Source organism: Streptomyces sp. URMC 123 (genome assembly GCF_051386515.1).
In the GTDB taxonomy this organism is placed as follows: domain Bacteria; phylum Actinomycetota; class Actinomycetes; order Streptomycetales; family Streptomycetaceae; genus Streptomyces.
The window spans coordinates 1-13,884 of the sequence record NZ_JBPQTV010000036.1 but is presented as its reverse complement, the minus strand read 5'-3'; the positions used below and the strand labels follow the sequence as shown (position 1 = coordinate 13,884).

15 protein-coding genes and 1 pseudogene are annotated in these 13,884 nt (G+C 74.3%); 3 read left to right on the top strand and 13 right to left on the bottom strand.

Annotation, left to right across the window (positions count from 1 at the left end; genetic code table 11):
• Window positions 1–77: 77 nt before the first annotated feature.
• From ACSNOD_RS07615 to hisI, 5 genes and pseudogenes are all read right to left on the bottom strand, one after another.
• Window positions 78–605 carry a DUF2752 domain-containing protein gene (locus ACSNOD_RS07615; protein WP_436765994.1) on the bottom strand — a complete coding sequence of 176 codons (528 nt, stop codon included), beginning with the start codon at window positions 603–605 and terminating at the stop codon, window positions 78–80.
• Between the two features lie 167 nt (window positions 606–772).
• On the bottom strand, window positions 773–1,003 hold the full coding sequence (locus tag ACSNOD_RS07610) for an HGxxPAAW family protein (RefSeq protein WP_436765993.1): 231 nt from the start codon (window positions 1,001–1,003) through the stop codon (window positions 773–775).
• 247 nt (window positions 1,004–1,250) lie between these two features.
• A pseudogene (locus tag ACSNOD_RS07605) lies at window positions 1,251–1,910 on the bottom strand (TIGR02234 family membrane protein); the annotation flags it as partial.
• A 261-nt stretch (window positions 1,911–2,171) separates the two neighbouring features.
• Entirely contained in the window at window positions 2,172–3,683 is a 1,512-nt protein-coding gene (locus ACSNOD_RS07600) for an anthranilate synthase component I (protein ID WP_436766011.1), read from the bottom strand.
• A gap of 32 nt (window positions 3,684–3,715) precedes the next feature.
• Window positions 3,716–4,093, bottom strand: coding sequence for a phosphoribosyl-AMP cyclohydrolase (gene hisI / locus ACSNOD_RS07595; protein ID WP_436765992.1), 378 nt, complete (start codon window positions 4,091–4,093; stop codon window positions 3,716–3,718).
• A gap of 161 nt (window positions 4,094–4,254) precedes the next feature.
• Here hisI and ACSNOD_RS07590 point away from each other — a divergent pair, with 161 nt between their 5' ends.
• Entirely contained in the window at window positions 4,255–5,100 is an 846-nt protein-coding gene (locus tag ACSNOD_RS07590) for a hypothetical protein (protein ID WP_436765991.1), read from the top strand.
• A gap of 96 nt (window positions 5,101–5,196) precedes the next feature.
• Window positions 5,197–5,835 carry a TIGR03085 family metal-binding protein gene (locus ACSNOD_RS07585; protein WP_436765990.1) on the top strand — a complete coding sequence of 213 codons (639 nt, stop codon included), beginning with the start codon at window positions 5,197–5,199 and terminating at the stop codon, window positions 5,833–5,835.
• Between the two features lie 146 nt (window positions 5,836–5,981).
• Here the strand turns inward: ACSNOD_RS07585 and hisF are convergent, their stop codons facing one another.
• From hisF to hisD, 8 genes are all read right to left on the bottom strand, one after another.
• On the bottom strand, window positions 5,982–6,752 hold the full coding sequence (hisF, locus tag ACSNOD_RS07580; RefSeq protein WP_436765989.1) for an imidazole glycerol phosphate synthase subunit HisF: 771 nt from the start codon (window positions 6,750–6,752) through the stop codon (window positions 5,982–5,984).
• Window positions 6,749–7,150 (bottom strand): RidA family protein, encoded by a 402-nt coding sequence (locus ACSNOD_RS07575; protein ID WP_436765988.1) that lies wholly within the window; start codon window positions 7,148–7,150, stop codon window positions 6,749–6,751. The genes hisF and ACSNOD_RS07575 overlap by 4 nt, the downstream gene beginning before the upstream one ends.
• On the bottom strand, window positions 7,147–7,869 hold the full coding sequence (priA, locus tag ACSNOD_RS07570) for a bifunctional 1-(5-phosphoribosyl)-5-((5-phosphoribosylamino)methylideneamino)imidazole-4-carboxamide isomerase/phosphoribosylanthranilate isomerase PriA (protein WP_436765987.1): 723 nt from the start codon (window positions 7,867–7,869) through the stop codon (window positions 7,147–7,149). The genes ACSNOD_RS07575 and priA overlap by 4 nt, the downstream gene beginning before the upstream one ends.
• 8 nt (window positions 7,870–7,877) lie before the next feature.
• Window positions 7,878–8,513, bottom strand: coding sequence for an imidazole glycerol phosphate synthase subunit HisH (gene hisH, locus ACSNOD_RS07565; RefSeq protein WP_436765986.1), 636 nt, complete (start codon window positions 8,511–8,513; stop codon window positions 7,878–7,880).
• Entirely contained in the window at window positions 8,510–8,677 is a 168-nt protein-coding gene (locus ACSNOD_RS07560) for a hypothetical protein (RefSeq protein WP_436765985.1), read from the bottom strand. Before ACSNOD_RS07560 ends, hisH begins: the two co-directional genes overlap by 4 nt.
• Window positions 8,674–9,276 (bottom strand): imidazoleglycerol-phosphate dehydratase HisB, encoded by a 603-nt coding sequence (hisB, locus tag ACSNOD_RS07555; protein ID WP_436765984.1) that lies wholly within the window; start codon window positions 9,274–9,276, stop codon window positions 8,674–8,676. Before hisB ends, ACSNOD_RS07560 begins: the two co-directional genes overlap by 4 nt.
• Window positions 9,273–10,391, bottom strand: coding sequence for a histidinol-phosphate transaminase (locus ACSNOD_RS07550; protein ID WP_436766010.1), 1,119 nt, complete (start codon window positions 10,389–10,391; stop codon window positions 9,273–9,275). The genes hisB and ACSNOD_RS07550 overlap by 4 nt, the downstream gene beginning before the upstream one ends.
• A gap of 101 nt (window positions 10,392–10,492) precedes the next feature.
• A complete protein-coding gene (hisD, locus tag ACSNOD_RS07545; RefSeq protein WP_436766009.1) occupies window positions 10,493–11,827 on the bottom strand; it encodes a histidinol dehydrogenase in 1,335 nt (444 codons plus the stop codon).
• Window positions 11,828–12,063: 236 nt separating this feature from the next.
• Between hisD and ACSNOD_RS07540 the strand changes: the two genes are divergently transcribed.
• The gene (locus ACSNOD_RS07540) at window positions 12,064–13,662 is read left to right on the top strand and encodes an oxidoreductase (protein ID WP_436765983.1); all 1,599 of its coding nucleotides are present in this window, start codon (window positions 12,064–12,066) and stop codon (window positions 13,660–13,662) included.
• Window positions 13,663–13,884 lie beyond the last annotated feature (222 nt).

Sequence of the window (13,884 nt, the reverse complement as noted above, 5' to 3'; positions counted from 1 at the left end):
CCGGCCGGGGGCGAAGCTCTCGCATCCGGTTGACGACGCGGGGTGCGCGCGGCGGGGTGCGGCCGCTCATCGGCCGATCACAGACCGGCCGTGGCCCGGACGGCGAGTGCCTCGGCGAAGGGGAGGTTGCGGACCACCGTGAACAGGACGGTCAGGGCCCCCAGGGCCCACCAGAGCGCGGTTCGCGTCCGCCGCGTGACCGTATGTCGCGCCCCGCGAACCACCCGGACGCACCACCCGGCCCACGCGACCGCCCCCAGCGCCAGGAGCAGCACGGCCAGCGCGTTCGCGTCCAGCGCCGCCACGAGGTCCCCGTGCGCGAGCGCGTGCGCGCTGCGCAGGCCCCCGCAGCCGGGGCAGGAGAGGCCGGTGAGCCTCAGCAGCGGGCAGACGGGGTAGTGACCGGGCTCGTTGGGGTCGACGGCCGCGACATAGGCGAAGGCGGCCGCGACCGGGGCCAGGGCGCCGAGCGGCGCCATGAGCCGGGCGAGCCGCCGCCCGGGCGGGCGCGCGCCGGCTCCGGAGCGGGTGGCGGGCCCGGCGAGGGGGCCGGCCGCCGGTGGCGCGCCACCGGGCCGTCCGCGGTCGTCCGTCGCCCTGCCCACGCCCCGAGTCTTCCCGTGAACGCGACACGGCGCAGCCCCGCCGTCGCCCGTACGGCCGATGGCCGGGGCGAGTCGGGCGGGGCCGCGCCGTGGTGACGAGCCGCGGTCCCGCGCGGCGGCAGGCCGCGCGGGAGGGACCGGGGCTACGCCTGGGCCTACGCCTGGCCCTACGCCTGGGCCTGCGTCCGCGTGCCGGCGGGCTGCCGCTTGGGCTGGCCGAGGCCCGCCGCGCGCATCGCCAGACCGACGATGCCGCCGAGGGCGACGACGACCAGACCCGCGACGAAACCGAGCGGCTGGGCCGCCACCGTGAACGCACCGGAGATGCAGAAGCCGATGAAGGCGATGATGACGCCGGTCCAGGCGGCCGGGGTGTGTCCGTGGCTACTACCCGCCATGAGTACTCCTCGTTGCTGTGACGCGCCGGGTCCGGGCGCGGGCGCGGTGAACGCTGATGACCATTGTCCCCGACGCGGCGGCGCGCCGTGAGCGGGGGTCGGGCACGGAGTGTCAGCCGTCCCCGGAGGGGCGCCCCTTGCTGCCGGGGCGAACGTCGGGGCCGGTCTCGGGGCGGGTGTCCGGGCCGGTGTCGCGGTCGGCGCCCGGGCCGGTGGTGTCGGGGCCGGTGGTGTCCGGGCCGGGCTCCTGGGTGGGGTCCTCACCGCGGTCCAGGGCCTTCCACAGCTCCTCGGGCCGGTCCGGGTCGGCCGCGGGGCCGCGCGGGCGGCGGGCGGGGGCGGCGGAGCGCTCGTAGCGGCCGGACATGGCCGGCCAGTCGCGGCCGTGGCGGAGCGCGAGCAGCCCGGCGAGCAGCAGCAGCACGCCGGCCGCGACGGCGGCCCACGGCCAGCCCGTATGGGTGACCTGCTCCACGCCGGCGCCGGTCAGCCCCGTGTCCTTGGCCGCGCGCGCCTCCAGGGCCCCGGTGTCGGAGGCGCCCAGGGCGGCGGTGAGCACGGTGGCCGCGCCGCTCAGCGTCAGCAGCGCGGCGACGAGGACCCGCCCGGCGCGGCGGACGGCGAACAGGGCGACCAGCGCGGCGAGGCCGACGATCGCCAGCGCCGGGGGCAGCGCGGTGACGTCGCGGCCGCTGACGGACAGCTTCGCGGTGCCCTGGCCCGCGGTGGAGACGGCCTCGCCCCAGGTCTGTCCCGCGGCGAACAGCGCCAGCGTCGCTCCGGCCGCGCCCAGCAGCAGGGCGAGGGCGAGGCTGCGGCGCCCGCCGCGCGCGGGACGGGCGGGGGCCGGGGCGGCCGGCGGCGTGGCTTCGGCCGCGGCGGTACGGGGGTCGGGTACGGCGCTCACCCCACCACTATGGCGCGTGGCGCGCGGCGCCTCCCATCCGGGTCCGCCCGACCGCCGCCGCGGGCGCGGTACTGCCGACGCGGGCACAGGACTGCCGACGGCGCGCGCCGTACTGCCGTCAGGGCCGGCCGCGCACCGTACGGCCGTCGCCGCGCACCGTACTGTCGCGCGGCGCAGGGCCCACCGACCGTACTGTCGCGCGGCGCAGGGCCCACCGACCGTAAGCCTCAGCCCGTACGGCCGTCGGCGTGCGGGTCGCCGTCAGGCCGACGTGAGGCCGTTCGCCATGGCGACCGCCCGGAGCACCGCGGCGGCCTTGTTGCGGCACTCCGTGTCCTCGGCGACCGGGTCGGAGTCGGCGACCACGCCCGCGCCGGCCTGGACGTAGGCCGTGCCGTCGCGCAGCAGCGCCGTACGGATGGCGATGGCCGTGTCGGAGTCGCCGGCGAAGTCCAGATAGCCGACGGCGCCGCCGTACAGTCCGCGCCGGCTGGGCTCCAGCTCCTCGATGATCTGCATCGCGCGCGGCTTGGGCGCCCCGGAGAGCGTGCCGGCCGGGAAGCAGGCGGTGAGCACGTCGAAGGCCGTGCGGCCCTCCGCGAGCCGGCCGACGACCGTGGAGACGATGTGCATCACATGGCTGTAGCGCTCGATCGCCATGAAGTCGACGACCTCGACACTGCCGGGCTCGCACACCCGTCCGAGGTCGTTGCGGCCGAGGTCGACGAGCATCAGGTGCTCGGCCCGCTCCTTGGGGTCGGCGAGGAGCTCCTCGGCGAGGGCGGCGTCCTCCTGGGGCGTGGCCCCGCGCGGCCGGGTGCCGGCGATGGGGTGCAGCAGCGCGCGGCCGTCCTCGACCTTGACGAGCGCCTCCGGGCTGGAGCCGACGACGTCGAAGGTCCTGCCGTCCTCGGCGGGGAAGCGGAAGAGGTACATGTACGGGCTGGGGTTGGTCGCCCGCAGCACGCGGTAGACGTCCAGGGCGCTGGCCGTGCAGGGCGTCTCGAACCGCTGGGAGGGCACCACCTGGAACGCCTCGCCGGCCCGGATGCGCTCCTTGATGTCCTCGACGGCCTCCTGGTAGGCCGCGCCGCCCCACAGCGCGGTGTACTCCGGCAGCTCGGAGGGCGGCAGTACCGCCGCGGAGCCGGCCGCGGCCGGCCGGGCCAGGTCCGCGGCCATGGCGTCGAGACGGGCGACGGCGTCGGCGTACGCCTCGTCGACACCCGTGTCGAGGTCGTTGTGGTTGATCGCGTTGGCGATCAGCAGAACGGTGCCGTCCCAGTGGTCGAGGACGGCCAAGTCGGAGGTGAGCAGCATGGTCAGCTCGGGCAGCCCGAGCTGGTCGTGGGTGCTGCTGCCGATGCGCTCCAGGCGGCGGACGATGTCGTAGCCGAGGTAGCCCACCATGCCGCCGGTGAAGGGCGGGAGGGGGGCCTGGCCGTCGAGGTCACGGGGGGTGTGCAGCGTCTCGACGGTGGCGCGCAGGGTCTCCAGCGGGTCGCCGTCGACGGGGACGCCGACCGGCGGGGTGCCCAGCCAGTGGGTCCGGCCGTCGCGCTCGGTCAGGGTGGCCGCGCTGCGCACTCCGATGAACGAATAGCGGGACCAGGAGCGGCCGTTCTCGGCGGATTCGAGGAGGAAGGTGCCGGGGCGTTCGGCCGCCAGTTTGCGGTAGAGACCGACGGGGGTGTCACCGTCGGCCAGCAGCCGCCGGCTGACCGGGATCACCCGGCGGTCGGCCGCCAGCTTGCGGAACGTCTCGAGGTCCATCGTGGCCGCTGGGATGGTCATGGCAGGTGAGCCTACTGGCCGAGCGGCAGCACGTCGGAATCGAAACAGGTGCGGTCGCCGGTGTGGCAGGCCGCTCCCACCTGGTCGACCTTCACCAGGACGGTGTCGGCGTCGCAGTCGAGGGCCACGGACTTGACGTGCTGTACGTGTCCGGAGGTGTCGCCCTTCACCCAGTACTCCCGGCGGCTGCGGCTCCAGTACGTGCAGCGGCCGGTCGTGAGGGTGCGGTGCAGCGCCTCGTCGTCCATCCAGCCGAGCATCAGCACCTCACCGGTGTCGTACTGCTGGGCGATGGCGGGAAAAAGACCGTCGTCGTTCCGCTTCAGCCGGGCGGCGATGGCCGGGTCGAGCCCGGAGGCGGGGGTGGTTGAGCTGGTCACGCCCCCCATTCTGCCGGACCGGCCGGCCGGTACGGGCGCGGGCGGGCGCGGGCGGCCGTGCCGCGCGGAGCGGCGTTCCCCCGCGCGCAACCCACCGTTTCCGGCCGCGGCGCCCCCGCCTTCCCAGGGGCGATGCTCGGGCTGTCAGTGCCGTACGGCATGCTTCGCGCATGAGCTTTCCGCCCCCGCCGAACGACGCCACTCCCCCCGCTGCCGGGGGCGGCTTCGGCCCGCCCCAGGGCTTCGGCCCGCAGCAGGGGTACGGCCCGCCCGCCGGGGCGTATCCGCCGGCGCAGAGTCCCTACGCCCCGCCGCAGGGCGGCTTCGCCGCGCCCCAGGGCGGGTACCCCCAGCAGGGTTTCCACCTGCCGCCGCCCCCGCCGCCGCCGAGCGGCGGCAACGGCCCGAAGATAGCCGCGATCTTCATAGCAGGCGTGCTGGTGGCCGGGCTCGCCGTGGGCGGCTTCCTGCTCACCCGCGGCGGTGACGACAAGGAGGTCGCCGCGGGCGGCGAGCCGTCGGCATCGGCCTCCGCCTCGCCCGGCACCCCCGGCACGCCCGTCGCCCCCGAGTCGAAGGCCCCGGCGCCCACCTGGTCGGTGCCGCCCGCGCCGACCCCCTCCGCGTCGTCCGGCCGCCGGGTGCCGCTGGTCCACCTCAAGGTGGGCGAGTGCTTCGACCACCCGACGCTGACGCCGACCCTGGAGCGGATCGCCACGCGCTCCTGCACGGAGGCGCACGACGGCGAGGTGATCGCGAACAAGACGCTGACCGGGACGTTCGCCACCGAGGAGCAGCTGCGGGCCAAGGTCCTGGAGATGTGCAAGACCGAGTCGCAGCAGCGGATGAAGACCGTGCCCAACGACGGGACGACGTACTACAGTTTCGCGCTCTTCCCGGCCCTGGACACCTACCAGGGGGGCGAGAGCCGGATCTCCTGCTCGCTGACGCTGAGCAAGGGCGCCGACGGCAAGAAGCTGACGAAGGCGCTGCCCGGCGGGGCGACCGGCGCCTGACCCGGCCCTCGCGGGCCGACGACTCGAGGCGCCCGCCCCGGCCGGCGCCGCGCGGCACCGTGGCACGGGACGCTCCCCCGCCGTACGCTGGGCCGTATGTCGACCCATGCGAAGCGTGAACGTCTTCTGCTCGCCGACGCGTTGGAGAGTGCCGGGCCGGCCGCGCCGACACTCTGCGACGGCTGGACCACCCACGATCTCGCCGCGCACCTGGTGGTGCGCGAGCGCCGTGCGGACGCGGCCGGCGGACTGCTGTTCAAACCGCTGGCCGCACGGCTCGGCCGGGTCCAGGCCGAGTTCGCCGCCAAGCCGTACGAGGAGCTGATCCACCTCATCCGCACCGGCCCGCCCCGGCTGTCGCCGTTCGCCCTCAAGCAGGTGGAGGAGGCGGCGAACACGGTGGAGTTCTTCGTGCACGGCGAGGACGTGCGGCGCGCCCAGCCGGACTGGACGCCGCGCGAGATCGACCCGGTCTTCGCCGACGCCCTGTGGTCCCGGCTGGAGAGGAGCGCGCGCATGCTGGGGCGCAAGTCGCCCGTGGGGCTGGTGGTTCGCCGCCCCGACGGCCGTACGGCGGTGGCGCACCGGGGGACGCCGGTGGTGACGGTCACCGGCGAGCCCGGGGAGCTCACCCTCTTCCTCTTCGGCCGGCAGCGGGTGGCCCGGGTGGAGCTGGACGGCGACAAGGAGGCCGTGGTCAAGGCGAGCGAGGCGGAGCTCGGCGTCTCGATGTGAGCGCCGCCGGGTGAACGACCGCGCGCGCCGGCCGGGTCCGTACCCGTCAAGGGCACCCCCCGGCCGGCGCGCGCTCGCACGGCGGGCCGGTGCCGGCCGACGCGCGCCGCGGACTCCGGGCCGGATGCCGGCGCCGGCGGGCCGCGTCAGCGCACCGGGTGCCCGGCCGACCGCAGCGCGTCCTTGACGTCGCCGATCCGCAGGTCCCCGAAGTGGAAGACCGACGCGGCCAGCACCGCGTCCGCGCCCGCCGCCACCGCCGGGGCGAAGTCGGCGAGCCTGCCGGCGCCGCCGGAGGCGATCACCGGGACGGTGACGTGCTTGCGCACCGCCTGGATCATGGCCGTGTCGTAGCCGTCCTTGGTGCCGTCGGCGTCCATGGAGTTCAGCAGGATCTCGCCGGCGCCCAGTTCGGCGGCGCGGTGGGCCCACTCCACGGCGTCGAGGCCGGTGCCCCGGCGGCCGCCGTGGGTGGTGACCTCGAAGCCGGAGGGGGTGACGGTGCCCTCGGGGCAGCGGCGGGCGTCCACCGAGAGCACCAGCACCTGCCGGCCGAACCGCTCGGCGATCTCGCGGATCAGCTCCGGCCGGGCGATGGCCGCCGTGTTGACCCCGACCTTGTCCGCGCCCGCGCGCAGCAGCTTGTCGACGTCGTCGGCGGCGCGGACGCCACCGCCCACGGTGAGCGGGATGAAGACCTGTTCGGCGGTGCGGCGCACCACGTCATAGGTGGTCTCGCGGTTGCCCGACGAGGCGGTGATGTCGAGGAAGGTGAGCTCGTCCGCGCCCTCGGCGTCGTAGAGCTTGGCCATTTCCACGGGGTCGCCCGCGTCGCGCAGGTTCTGGAAGTTGACGCCCTTGACGACCCGGCCGCCGTCCACGTCCAGGCAGGGAATGACTCGGACCGCCAGGGTCATGTTTCCTGAGCTCCTCGGAATGCTTCGACTTCGACCTCGACCAGCACCCGGGAGTCGACGAAGCCGGACACCACGACCATGGTCGCGGCCGGGCGTACGGCGTCGAACAGCTCCTTGTGGGCGCGGCCGACCGCGTCCACGTCACGCGCGTGGACGAGGTACATGCGGGTCCGCACGATGTGCTCGGGCCCGAGGCCGAACGTCTCCAGTGCGGTGAAGGTGTTGCGGAAGGCGATGATCGCCTGTTCGTACGGGTCCCCCTCGCCCTGCAGCACCCCGCCGACCAGCGGCATCGTGCCGGCGACGAGGACCCGGTCGCCCGCCGCGACAGCGCGCGCGAAACCGATCGCCTCTTCCCAGGGACTGTCCGACTGCGCACGCTGCACGGCTTGGGTCACGACACGGCCTCCAACGCCTCTTCCAAGGTGAACGCCTTGGCGTAGAGGGCCTTGCCCACGATGGCGCCTTCGACACCCTCCGGTACCAGGGTGGCGAGCGCCCGCAGGTCGTCAAGGGAGGAGACTCCGCCGGAGGCGACCACCGGCTTGTCGGTGACGGCGCACACACTGCGCAGCAGGTCCAGGTTGGGGCCCTGGAGGGTGCCGTCCTTGGCGATGTCGGTGACGACGTAGCGGGCGCAGCCCTCGGAGTCGAGGCGGGCGAGCGTCTCGTAGAGGTCGCCGCCGTCGCGGGTCCAGCCCCGGCCGCGGAGGGTGGTGCCGCGCACGTCGAGGCCGACGGCGATCCGGTCGCCGTGCTCGGCGATGACCTTGGCGACCCACTCGGGGGTCTCCAGGGCGGCGGTGCCGAGGTTGACCCGGGTGCAGCCGGTGGCGAGGGCGGCGGCGAGGGTGTCGTCGTCGCGGATGCCGCCGGAGAGCTCCACCTTGATGTCCATGGAGCGGGTCACCTCGGCGATCTGCTCCCGGTTGTCCCCGGTGCCGAAGGCGGCGTCGAGGTCCACCAGGTGGAGCCACTCGGCGCCCGCCCGCTGCCAGGCGAGGGCGGCGGCCAGCGGGTCGCCGTAGGAGGTCTCGGAGCCGGACTCGCCGTGGACGAGGCGGACGGCCTGGCCGTCGCGGACGTCGACGGCGGGGAGGAGTTCGAGCTTCGGCATCACGGGGCTCACAGGGTCTCGATCCAGTTGGTCAGCAGCTGGGCGCCGGCGTCGCCGGACTTCTCGGGATGGAACTGGGTGGCCCACAGTGGACCGTTCTCCACGGCGGCGACGAACGGCTCGCCGTGGGTGGCCCAGGTGACCTTGGGGACGCGCAGGGAGGCGTTGGCCGCCTCGAAGTTCCAGGAGCGCACCGCGTAGGAGTGCACGAAGTAGTAGCGGGTCTCGGGGTCGAGACCGGCGAAGAGCCGGGAGTCCTCGGCGGCCCGCACGGTGTTCCAGCCCATGTGCGGCACGACGGGGGCGCGCAGCGGCTCGACCGTGCCGGGCCACTCGTCGAGCCCCTCGGTCTCCTCGCCGTGCTCGATGCCGCGGGCGAAGAGGATCTGCATGCCGACGCAGATGCCCATGACCGGGCGGCCGCCGGAGAGGCGGCGGCCCACGACCCAGTGGCCGCGGGCGGCCTCCAGGCCCTTCATGCAGGCGGCGAAGGCGCCGACGCCGGGGACGAGCAGGCCGTCGGCGTTCATCGCCCTGTCGTAGTCGCGGGTGATCTCGACGTCCGCGCCGACCCGGGCCAGGGCCCGCTCGGCGGAGCGGACATTGCCGAAGCCGTAGTCGAAGACAACGACGCGCTTGCTCATGCGAAGACCCCCTCCAGCCGCAGGATGCCCGCGACCAGGCACATGGCGGCGCCGATGGAGAGGAGCACGATCACGCTCCTGGGCATCTTCTGCTTGCTGAAGGAGATGACTCCGCCGAGGAGGAACAGCCCGACGACGATCAGCAGGGTGGAGACGGTGTTCACAGCGCACCCTTCGTGGAGGGCAGGATGCCGGCCGCGCGCGGGTCGCGCTCACAGGCGTAGCGCAGGGCCCGGGCCAGCGCCTTGAACTGGCACTCCACGATGTGGTGCGCGTTGCGCCCGTAGGGCACGTGGACGTGCAGGGCGACCTGGGCCTGGGCGACGAAGGACTCCAGGATGTGCCGGGTCATGGTGGTGTCATAGGCGCCGATCATGGGCGCCATGTTCTCGGGCTCGGTGTGCACCAGGTACGGGCGTCCCGACAGGTCGACGGTGACCTGGGCCAGGGACTCGTCGAGCGGCACCGTGCAGTTGCCGAATCGATAGATCCCGACCTTGTCGCCGAGCGCCTGCCGGAAGGCGGCGCCCAGCGCGAGGGCGGTGTCCTCGATGGTGTGGTGGGTGTCGATGTGCAGGTCGCCCTCGGTCTTGACCGTGAGGTCGAAGAGGCCGTGGCGGCCGAGCTGGTCGAGCATGTGGTCGTAGAAGCCGACCCCGGTCGACACGTCGACCGTGCCCGTCCCGTCGAGGTCGATCTCGACGAGGACCGAGGTCTCCTTGGTGGTGCGCTCGACTCTTCCTGTGCGACCCTCGCGCGTCATGCGCTCTGCTCCTTCATCAGTTCGCGAACCGCATCGAGGAACGCGTCGTTCTCGGCCGGGGTGCCGGCGGTGACCCGCAGCCATCCCGGTACGCCGTTGTCGCGGACCAGGACGCCCCGGTCCAGCAGCCGCCGCCAGGCGGTCCGGGCGTCGTCGAACCGCCCGAACTGCACGAAGTTGGCGTCCGAGGCGGTGACCTCGCAGCCGATGGCCCGCAGCTCGGTCACCAGTCGGTCGCGCTCCGCCTTGAGCTGTTCGACGTATCCGAGCAGGGTATCGGTGTACTCCAGGGCGGCGAGGGCGGTGGCCTGGGTGACGGCGGACAAATGATAGGGAAGCCGGACGAGCTGGACGGCGTCCACGACTGCCGCGTGAGCGGCGAGATAGCCCAGCCGCAGCCCGGCCGCGCCGAACGCCTTGGACATGGTGCGCGAGACCACCAGCCGGGGCCGGCCCTCGATCAGCGGCAGCAGCGAGGGGCCGTGGCTGAACTCGCCGTACGCCTCGTCCACCACGACGAGCGCGCCGTGGTCGTCCGCCCGGGCGGCCTGCGCGGCGTCGTACAGCGCGAGCACCGTGGCGGCGTCGACGGCCGTGCCGGTCGGGTTGTTCGGCGAGCAGACGAAGACCACGTCGGGCCGGTGCTCGGCGATGGCCGCGACGGCCGCGGCCACGTCGATGGTGAAGTCCTCGCGCCGGGGGCCGGAGAGCCAGCCCGTGCCGGTGCCGCGGGCGATCAGCGCGTGCATCGAGTACGAGGGCTCGAACCCGATCGCCGTGCGGCCGGGCCCGCCGAAGGCCTGGAGGAGCTGCTGGAGCACCTCGTTGGAGCCGTTGGCGGCCCAGACGTTGGCGAGGCCGACCGGGTGGCCGGCGGTGCGGGTGAGATAGCCGGCCAGGGCGGTGCGCAGCTCCACCGCGTCCCGGTCGGGGTAGCGGTTGAGATGGCGCGCGGCCTCGGCCACCCGCTCGGCGATCCGCGCGACCAGCGGCTCCGGCAGGGGGTAGGGGTTCTCGTTGGTGTTGAGGCGCACGGGCACCTGCAGCTGGGGGGCGCCGTACGGGGTCTTGCCGCGCAGTTCGTCCCGGATGGGCAGGTCGTCGATGCCGGTCACGGGCGCGTCGGGGCGTGCGCCGGTCGCGGGCGCCTCGGCACGGGCCCCGGTCGCGGGCGCGTCGGCGCCGGCCGTGCTGGTGTTGTCGTCGTGCGTGGTGCTCACGTGCTGTGCGGAACCTTCCATCCGAACCTCGCCTTGAGGGCCGCCCCGTGCGCGGGCAGGTCCTCCGCCTCCGCCAGGGTCACCACATGGTGGGCGACCTCGGCGAGGGCGTCGCGGGTGTAGTCGACGACGTGGATGCCGCGCAGGAAGGACTGCACCGACAGCCCCGAGGAGTGACAGGCGCAGCCGCCGGTGGGCAGCACATGGTTCGAGCCCGCGCAGTAGTCGCCGAGGGAGACGGGCGCGTACGGGCCGACGAAGATCGCGCCGGCGTTGCGCACCCGGGCGGCGACGGCCGCGGCGTCGGCGGTCTGGATCTCCAGGTGCTCGGCGGCGTAGGCGTCGACGACCCGCAGGCCCTCGTCGACGCCGTCGACCAGCACGATCGCGGACTGCCGGCCGGCGAGGGCGGCGGCGATCCGCTCCCGGTGGCGGGTGGCGGCCACCTGCGTCTCCAGCTCGGCCTCGACGGCCGCGGCGAGCTCGGGCGAGTCGGTGACGAGGACGGCGGCGGCCATGGTGTCGTGCTCGGCCTGGCTGATCAGGTCGGCGGCGACGTGCGCCGGGTCGGCGGTGGCGTCCGCGAGGATGGCGATCTCGGTGGGCCCGGCCTCGGCGTCGATGCCGATCCGGCCCTTGAGCAGGCGCTTGGCCGCGGCGACATAGATGTTGCCGGGGCCGGTGACGAGATTGACCGGCAGGCACTCGTCGGTGCCGTAGGCGAACATCGCGATGGCCTGGGCGCCACCGGCGGCGTAGACCTCGTCCACGCCGAGCAGCGCGCAGGCGGCGAGGATCGTGGGGTGCGGCAGCCCGCCGAAGCCGGCCTGCGGGGGCGAGGTGACGGCGATGCCCTCGACGCCGGCCTCCTGGGCGGGCACCACGTTCATCACCACGGAGGAGGGGTAGACCGCGAGGCCACCGGGCACATACAGGCCGACGCGCTCCACCGGCACCCAGCGCTCGGTCACCGTGCCGCCGGGCACGACCGCGGTGGTGTGGTCGGTGCGGCGCTGCTCGCGGTGGACCAGGCGGGCGCGCCGGATCGATTCCTCCAGCGCGGCCCGAACGGCCGGGTCGAGCCGCTCCAGGGCGTCCGTCAGCGCCTGGGCGGGCACCCGGACGCGGTCGATCGTCACACCGTCGAACCGCCGCGCGTAGTCGATCAGCGCCGCGGTGCCGCGATGGCGTACGTCGTCGCAGATGGGCCGCACCTTCTCCAGGGCGGCCTCGACGTCGAACTCGGCGCGGGGCAGCAGGTCGCGCAGGGCGCCACCCTTCGGGAGGGCGTCGCCGCGCAGATCGATTCGAGCCAGGGTGAGAGATTGCAGCACGGGGTCAAGTCTCTCAGACCCTGGGGCCGGACCGGCTCTGCGTTCCAGTGGCTGATACGTGATGTCGGAGGGGCCGGCGATGAAGTTGACGCAGCGCGTTCATTCCGTCACCCAGTGGGAATGAACTGGTGTGCGAGCGGGATGCGCGCCCGCGCGTGACGGCAGGCGGCGGTCGCGCCCGTGAGCGGGTGGGACGCGCGGGGAAGCACGGGGGACGACGGGGGTGAGGGGGCGTGGTGACCATCGATGTCGACCCGCCGGCGGGACTGGAGCTGACCACGGCCGAGTGGGGGATGTGGCAGGCGTTCCGCAACGGCAGCACGCTGGATCTGCGCACCCGTGACCGCGCCCAGGACGATCCGTGCGGCCCGCACGCGTGGGCGCCCGAGCGGGCGATACGGGCCCGGGTGGTGGCACTGCTGCTGCTCAACGGGCCGCCCGCCCAGCCGGGGCGGGTCTCGGCGCTCAAGCTGACCGGCGCGCTGATCACCGGCACGCTCGACCTGTCCGGCGGCACGGTCGAGCCGTACGTGGAGCTGCACGGCTGTCGCTTCGAGAAGCAGATCCTGCTGCCGGAGTGCCGGTTCAGCACCCTGCGGCTGGTGGGCTGCGCCATTCCGCGGCTGGAGGCCGCGCGGCTGAGCACGGAGGGCGATCTCCACCTGCCCCGCTGCACGGTGCGCAACGGCATCCGGCTCACCGACGCCCACATCGGCACGGACCTGCTGCTCAACCAGCTCACCGTGCACCAGGACCGGCGGGGGCGGGCGATCGCCGCGGACGGGCTCTGCGTCGCCCAGGACTTCCAGGCGGAGCTGATGGAGTCCTTCGGGGAGATCAGCCTGCGCGGCGCGCAGATCGGCGTGTCGCTCAGCCTGCGCGGCAGCCGGCTGCGCAATCCGTACGGGCGGCGGGCGCTCAACGCGCCTCAGCTGACGGTGGAGCGCACGCTGTATCTCACCGCCGCCGGGGTCAGCGGCTCCCCGTTCAGCTCCGGCCACACGCCCCCGTACGGCACGGCCCAGACGCCGACGGGCGGCACGCGCGTGCAGCAGTTCGAGTGCGAGGGGGGCATGCGGCTCGACGACGGGCGGTTCGGGGACGCGGTCGACTTCGACCAGGCGCGCTTCGTGATGGAGATGGACCAGGAGCTGTCGCTGCGCCGCATCCAGACGCCGGAGCTGCGCTTCCTCGGCGAGCGCCCGCAGCGCGGGCGGGTGGTGCTGTCGGGCGCGCGGGTGGTCAACCTCGTCGACCGGGCGTCGAGCTGGCCGGGGCCCGGCGGGCTGGCGATGGCCGGCTTCGCCTACGAGACGCTGATACCGCGCGGGCACTTCCCGCTCTCCCGCCGCCTGGAGTGGGTGGCCGCGGCCACGCCGGAGTACGCGCCCGAGCCCTACGAGCGGCTCGCCGCGGCGCTGCGTGCCAGCGGTGAGGACTCGGAGGCCCGCGATGTGCTGCTCGCCAAGCAGCGCCGCCGCCGGGAGACGCTGCCGCTGGCCGGCAAGGCGTGGGGCTACCTCCAGGACTGCACGGTGGCCTACGGGTACAAGCCCGGGCGGGCGGCGGTCTGGATGGTGGTGCTGTGGGCGGTGGGCGCGGTGGTCTTCGCGCTCCACCCGCCACAGCCGCTGAAACCGCAGGAGGCCCCGCACTGGAACCCGGCGCTCTACGCGCTGGACCTGCTGCTGCCGGTGATCGACCTCGGCCAGGCGAGCCACTGGAAGCCACGCGGCTCCTACCAGTGGGCGGCGGCGGCCCTGGTCGTCCTCGGCTGGATTCTCGCCACGACGGTGGCCGCGGGCGCCTCCCGCCTCTTACGCCGCGGCTGAGGCGCCGCGGCGATATGTGTCTCCGTTCACGCGACGACCGGTAGCGGGCCGGCCCGCCCTGCCCTCACCGCGTCGACGTCCAACGGGCGACCCGCGCCGAGGGCGCGACGACCGACAAGCGACCGGCGGGTCCACCCCCACCGCAGCGACGTCCAACGAGCAGGCGGGCAGCAACCCGGGCAGGCCGGCCCCACCGCAGCGACGTCCAACCTGTCTCTTATA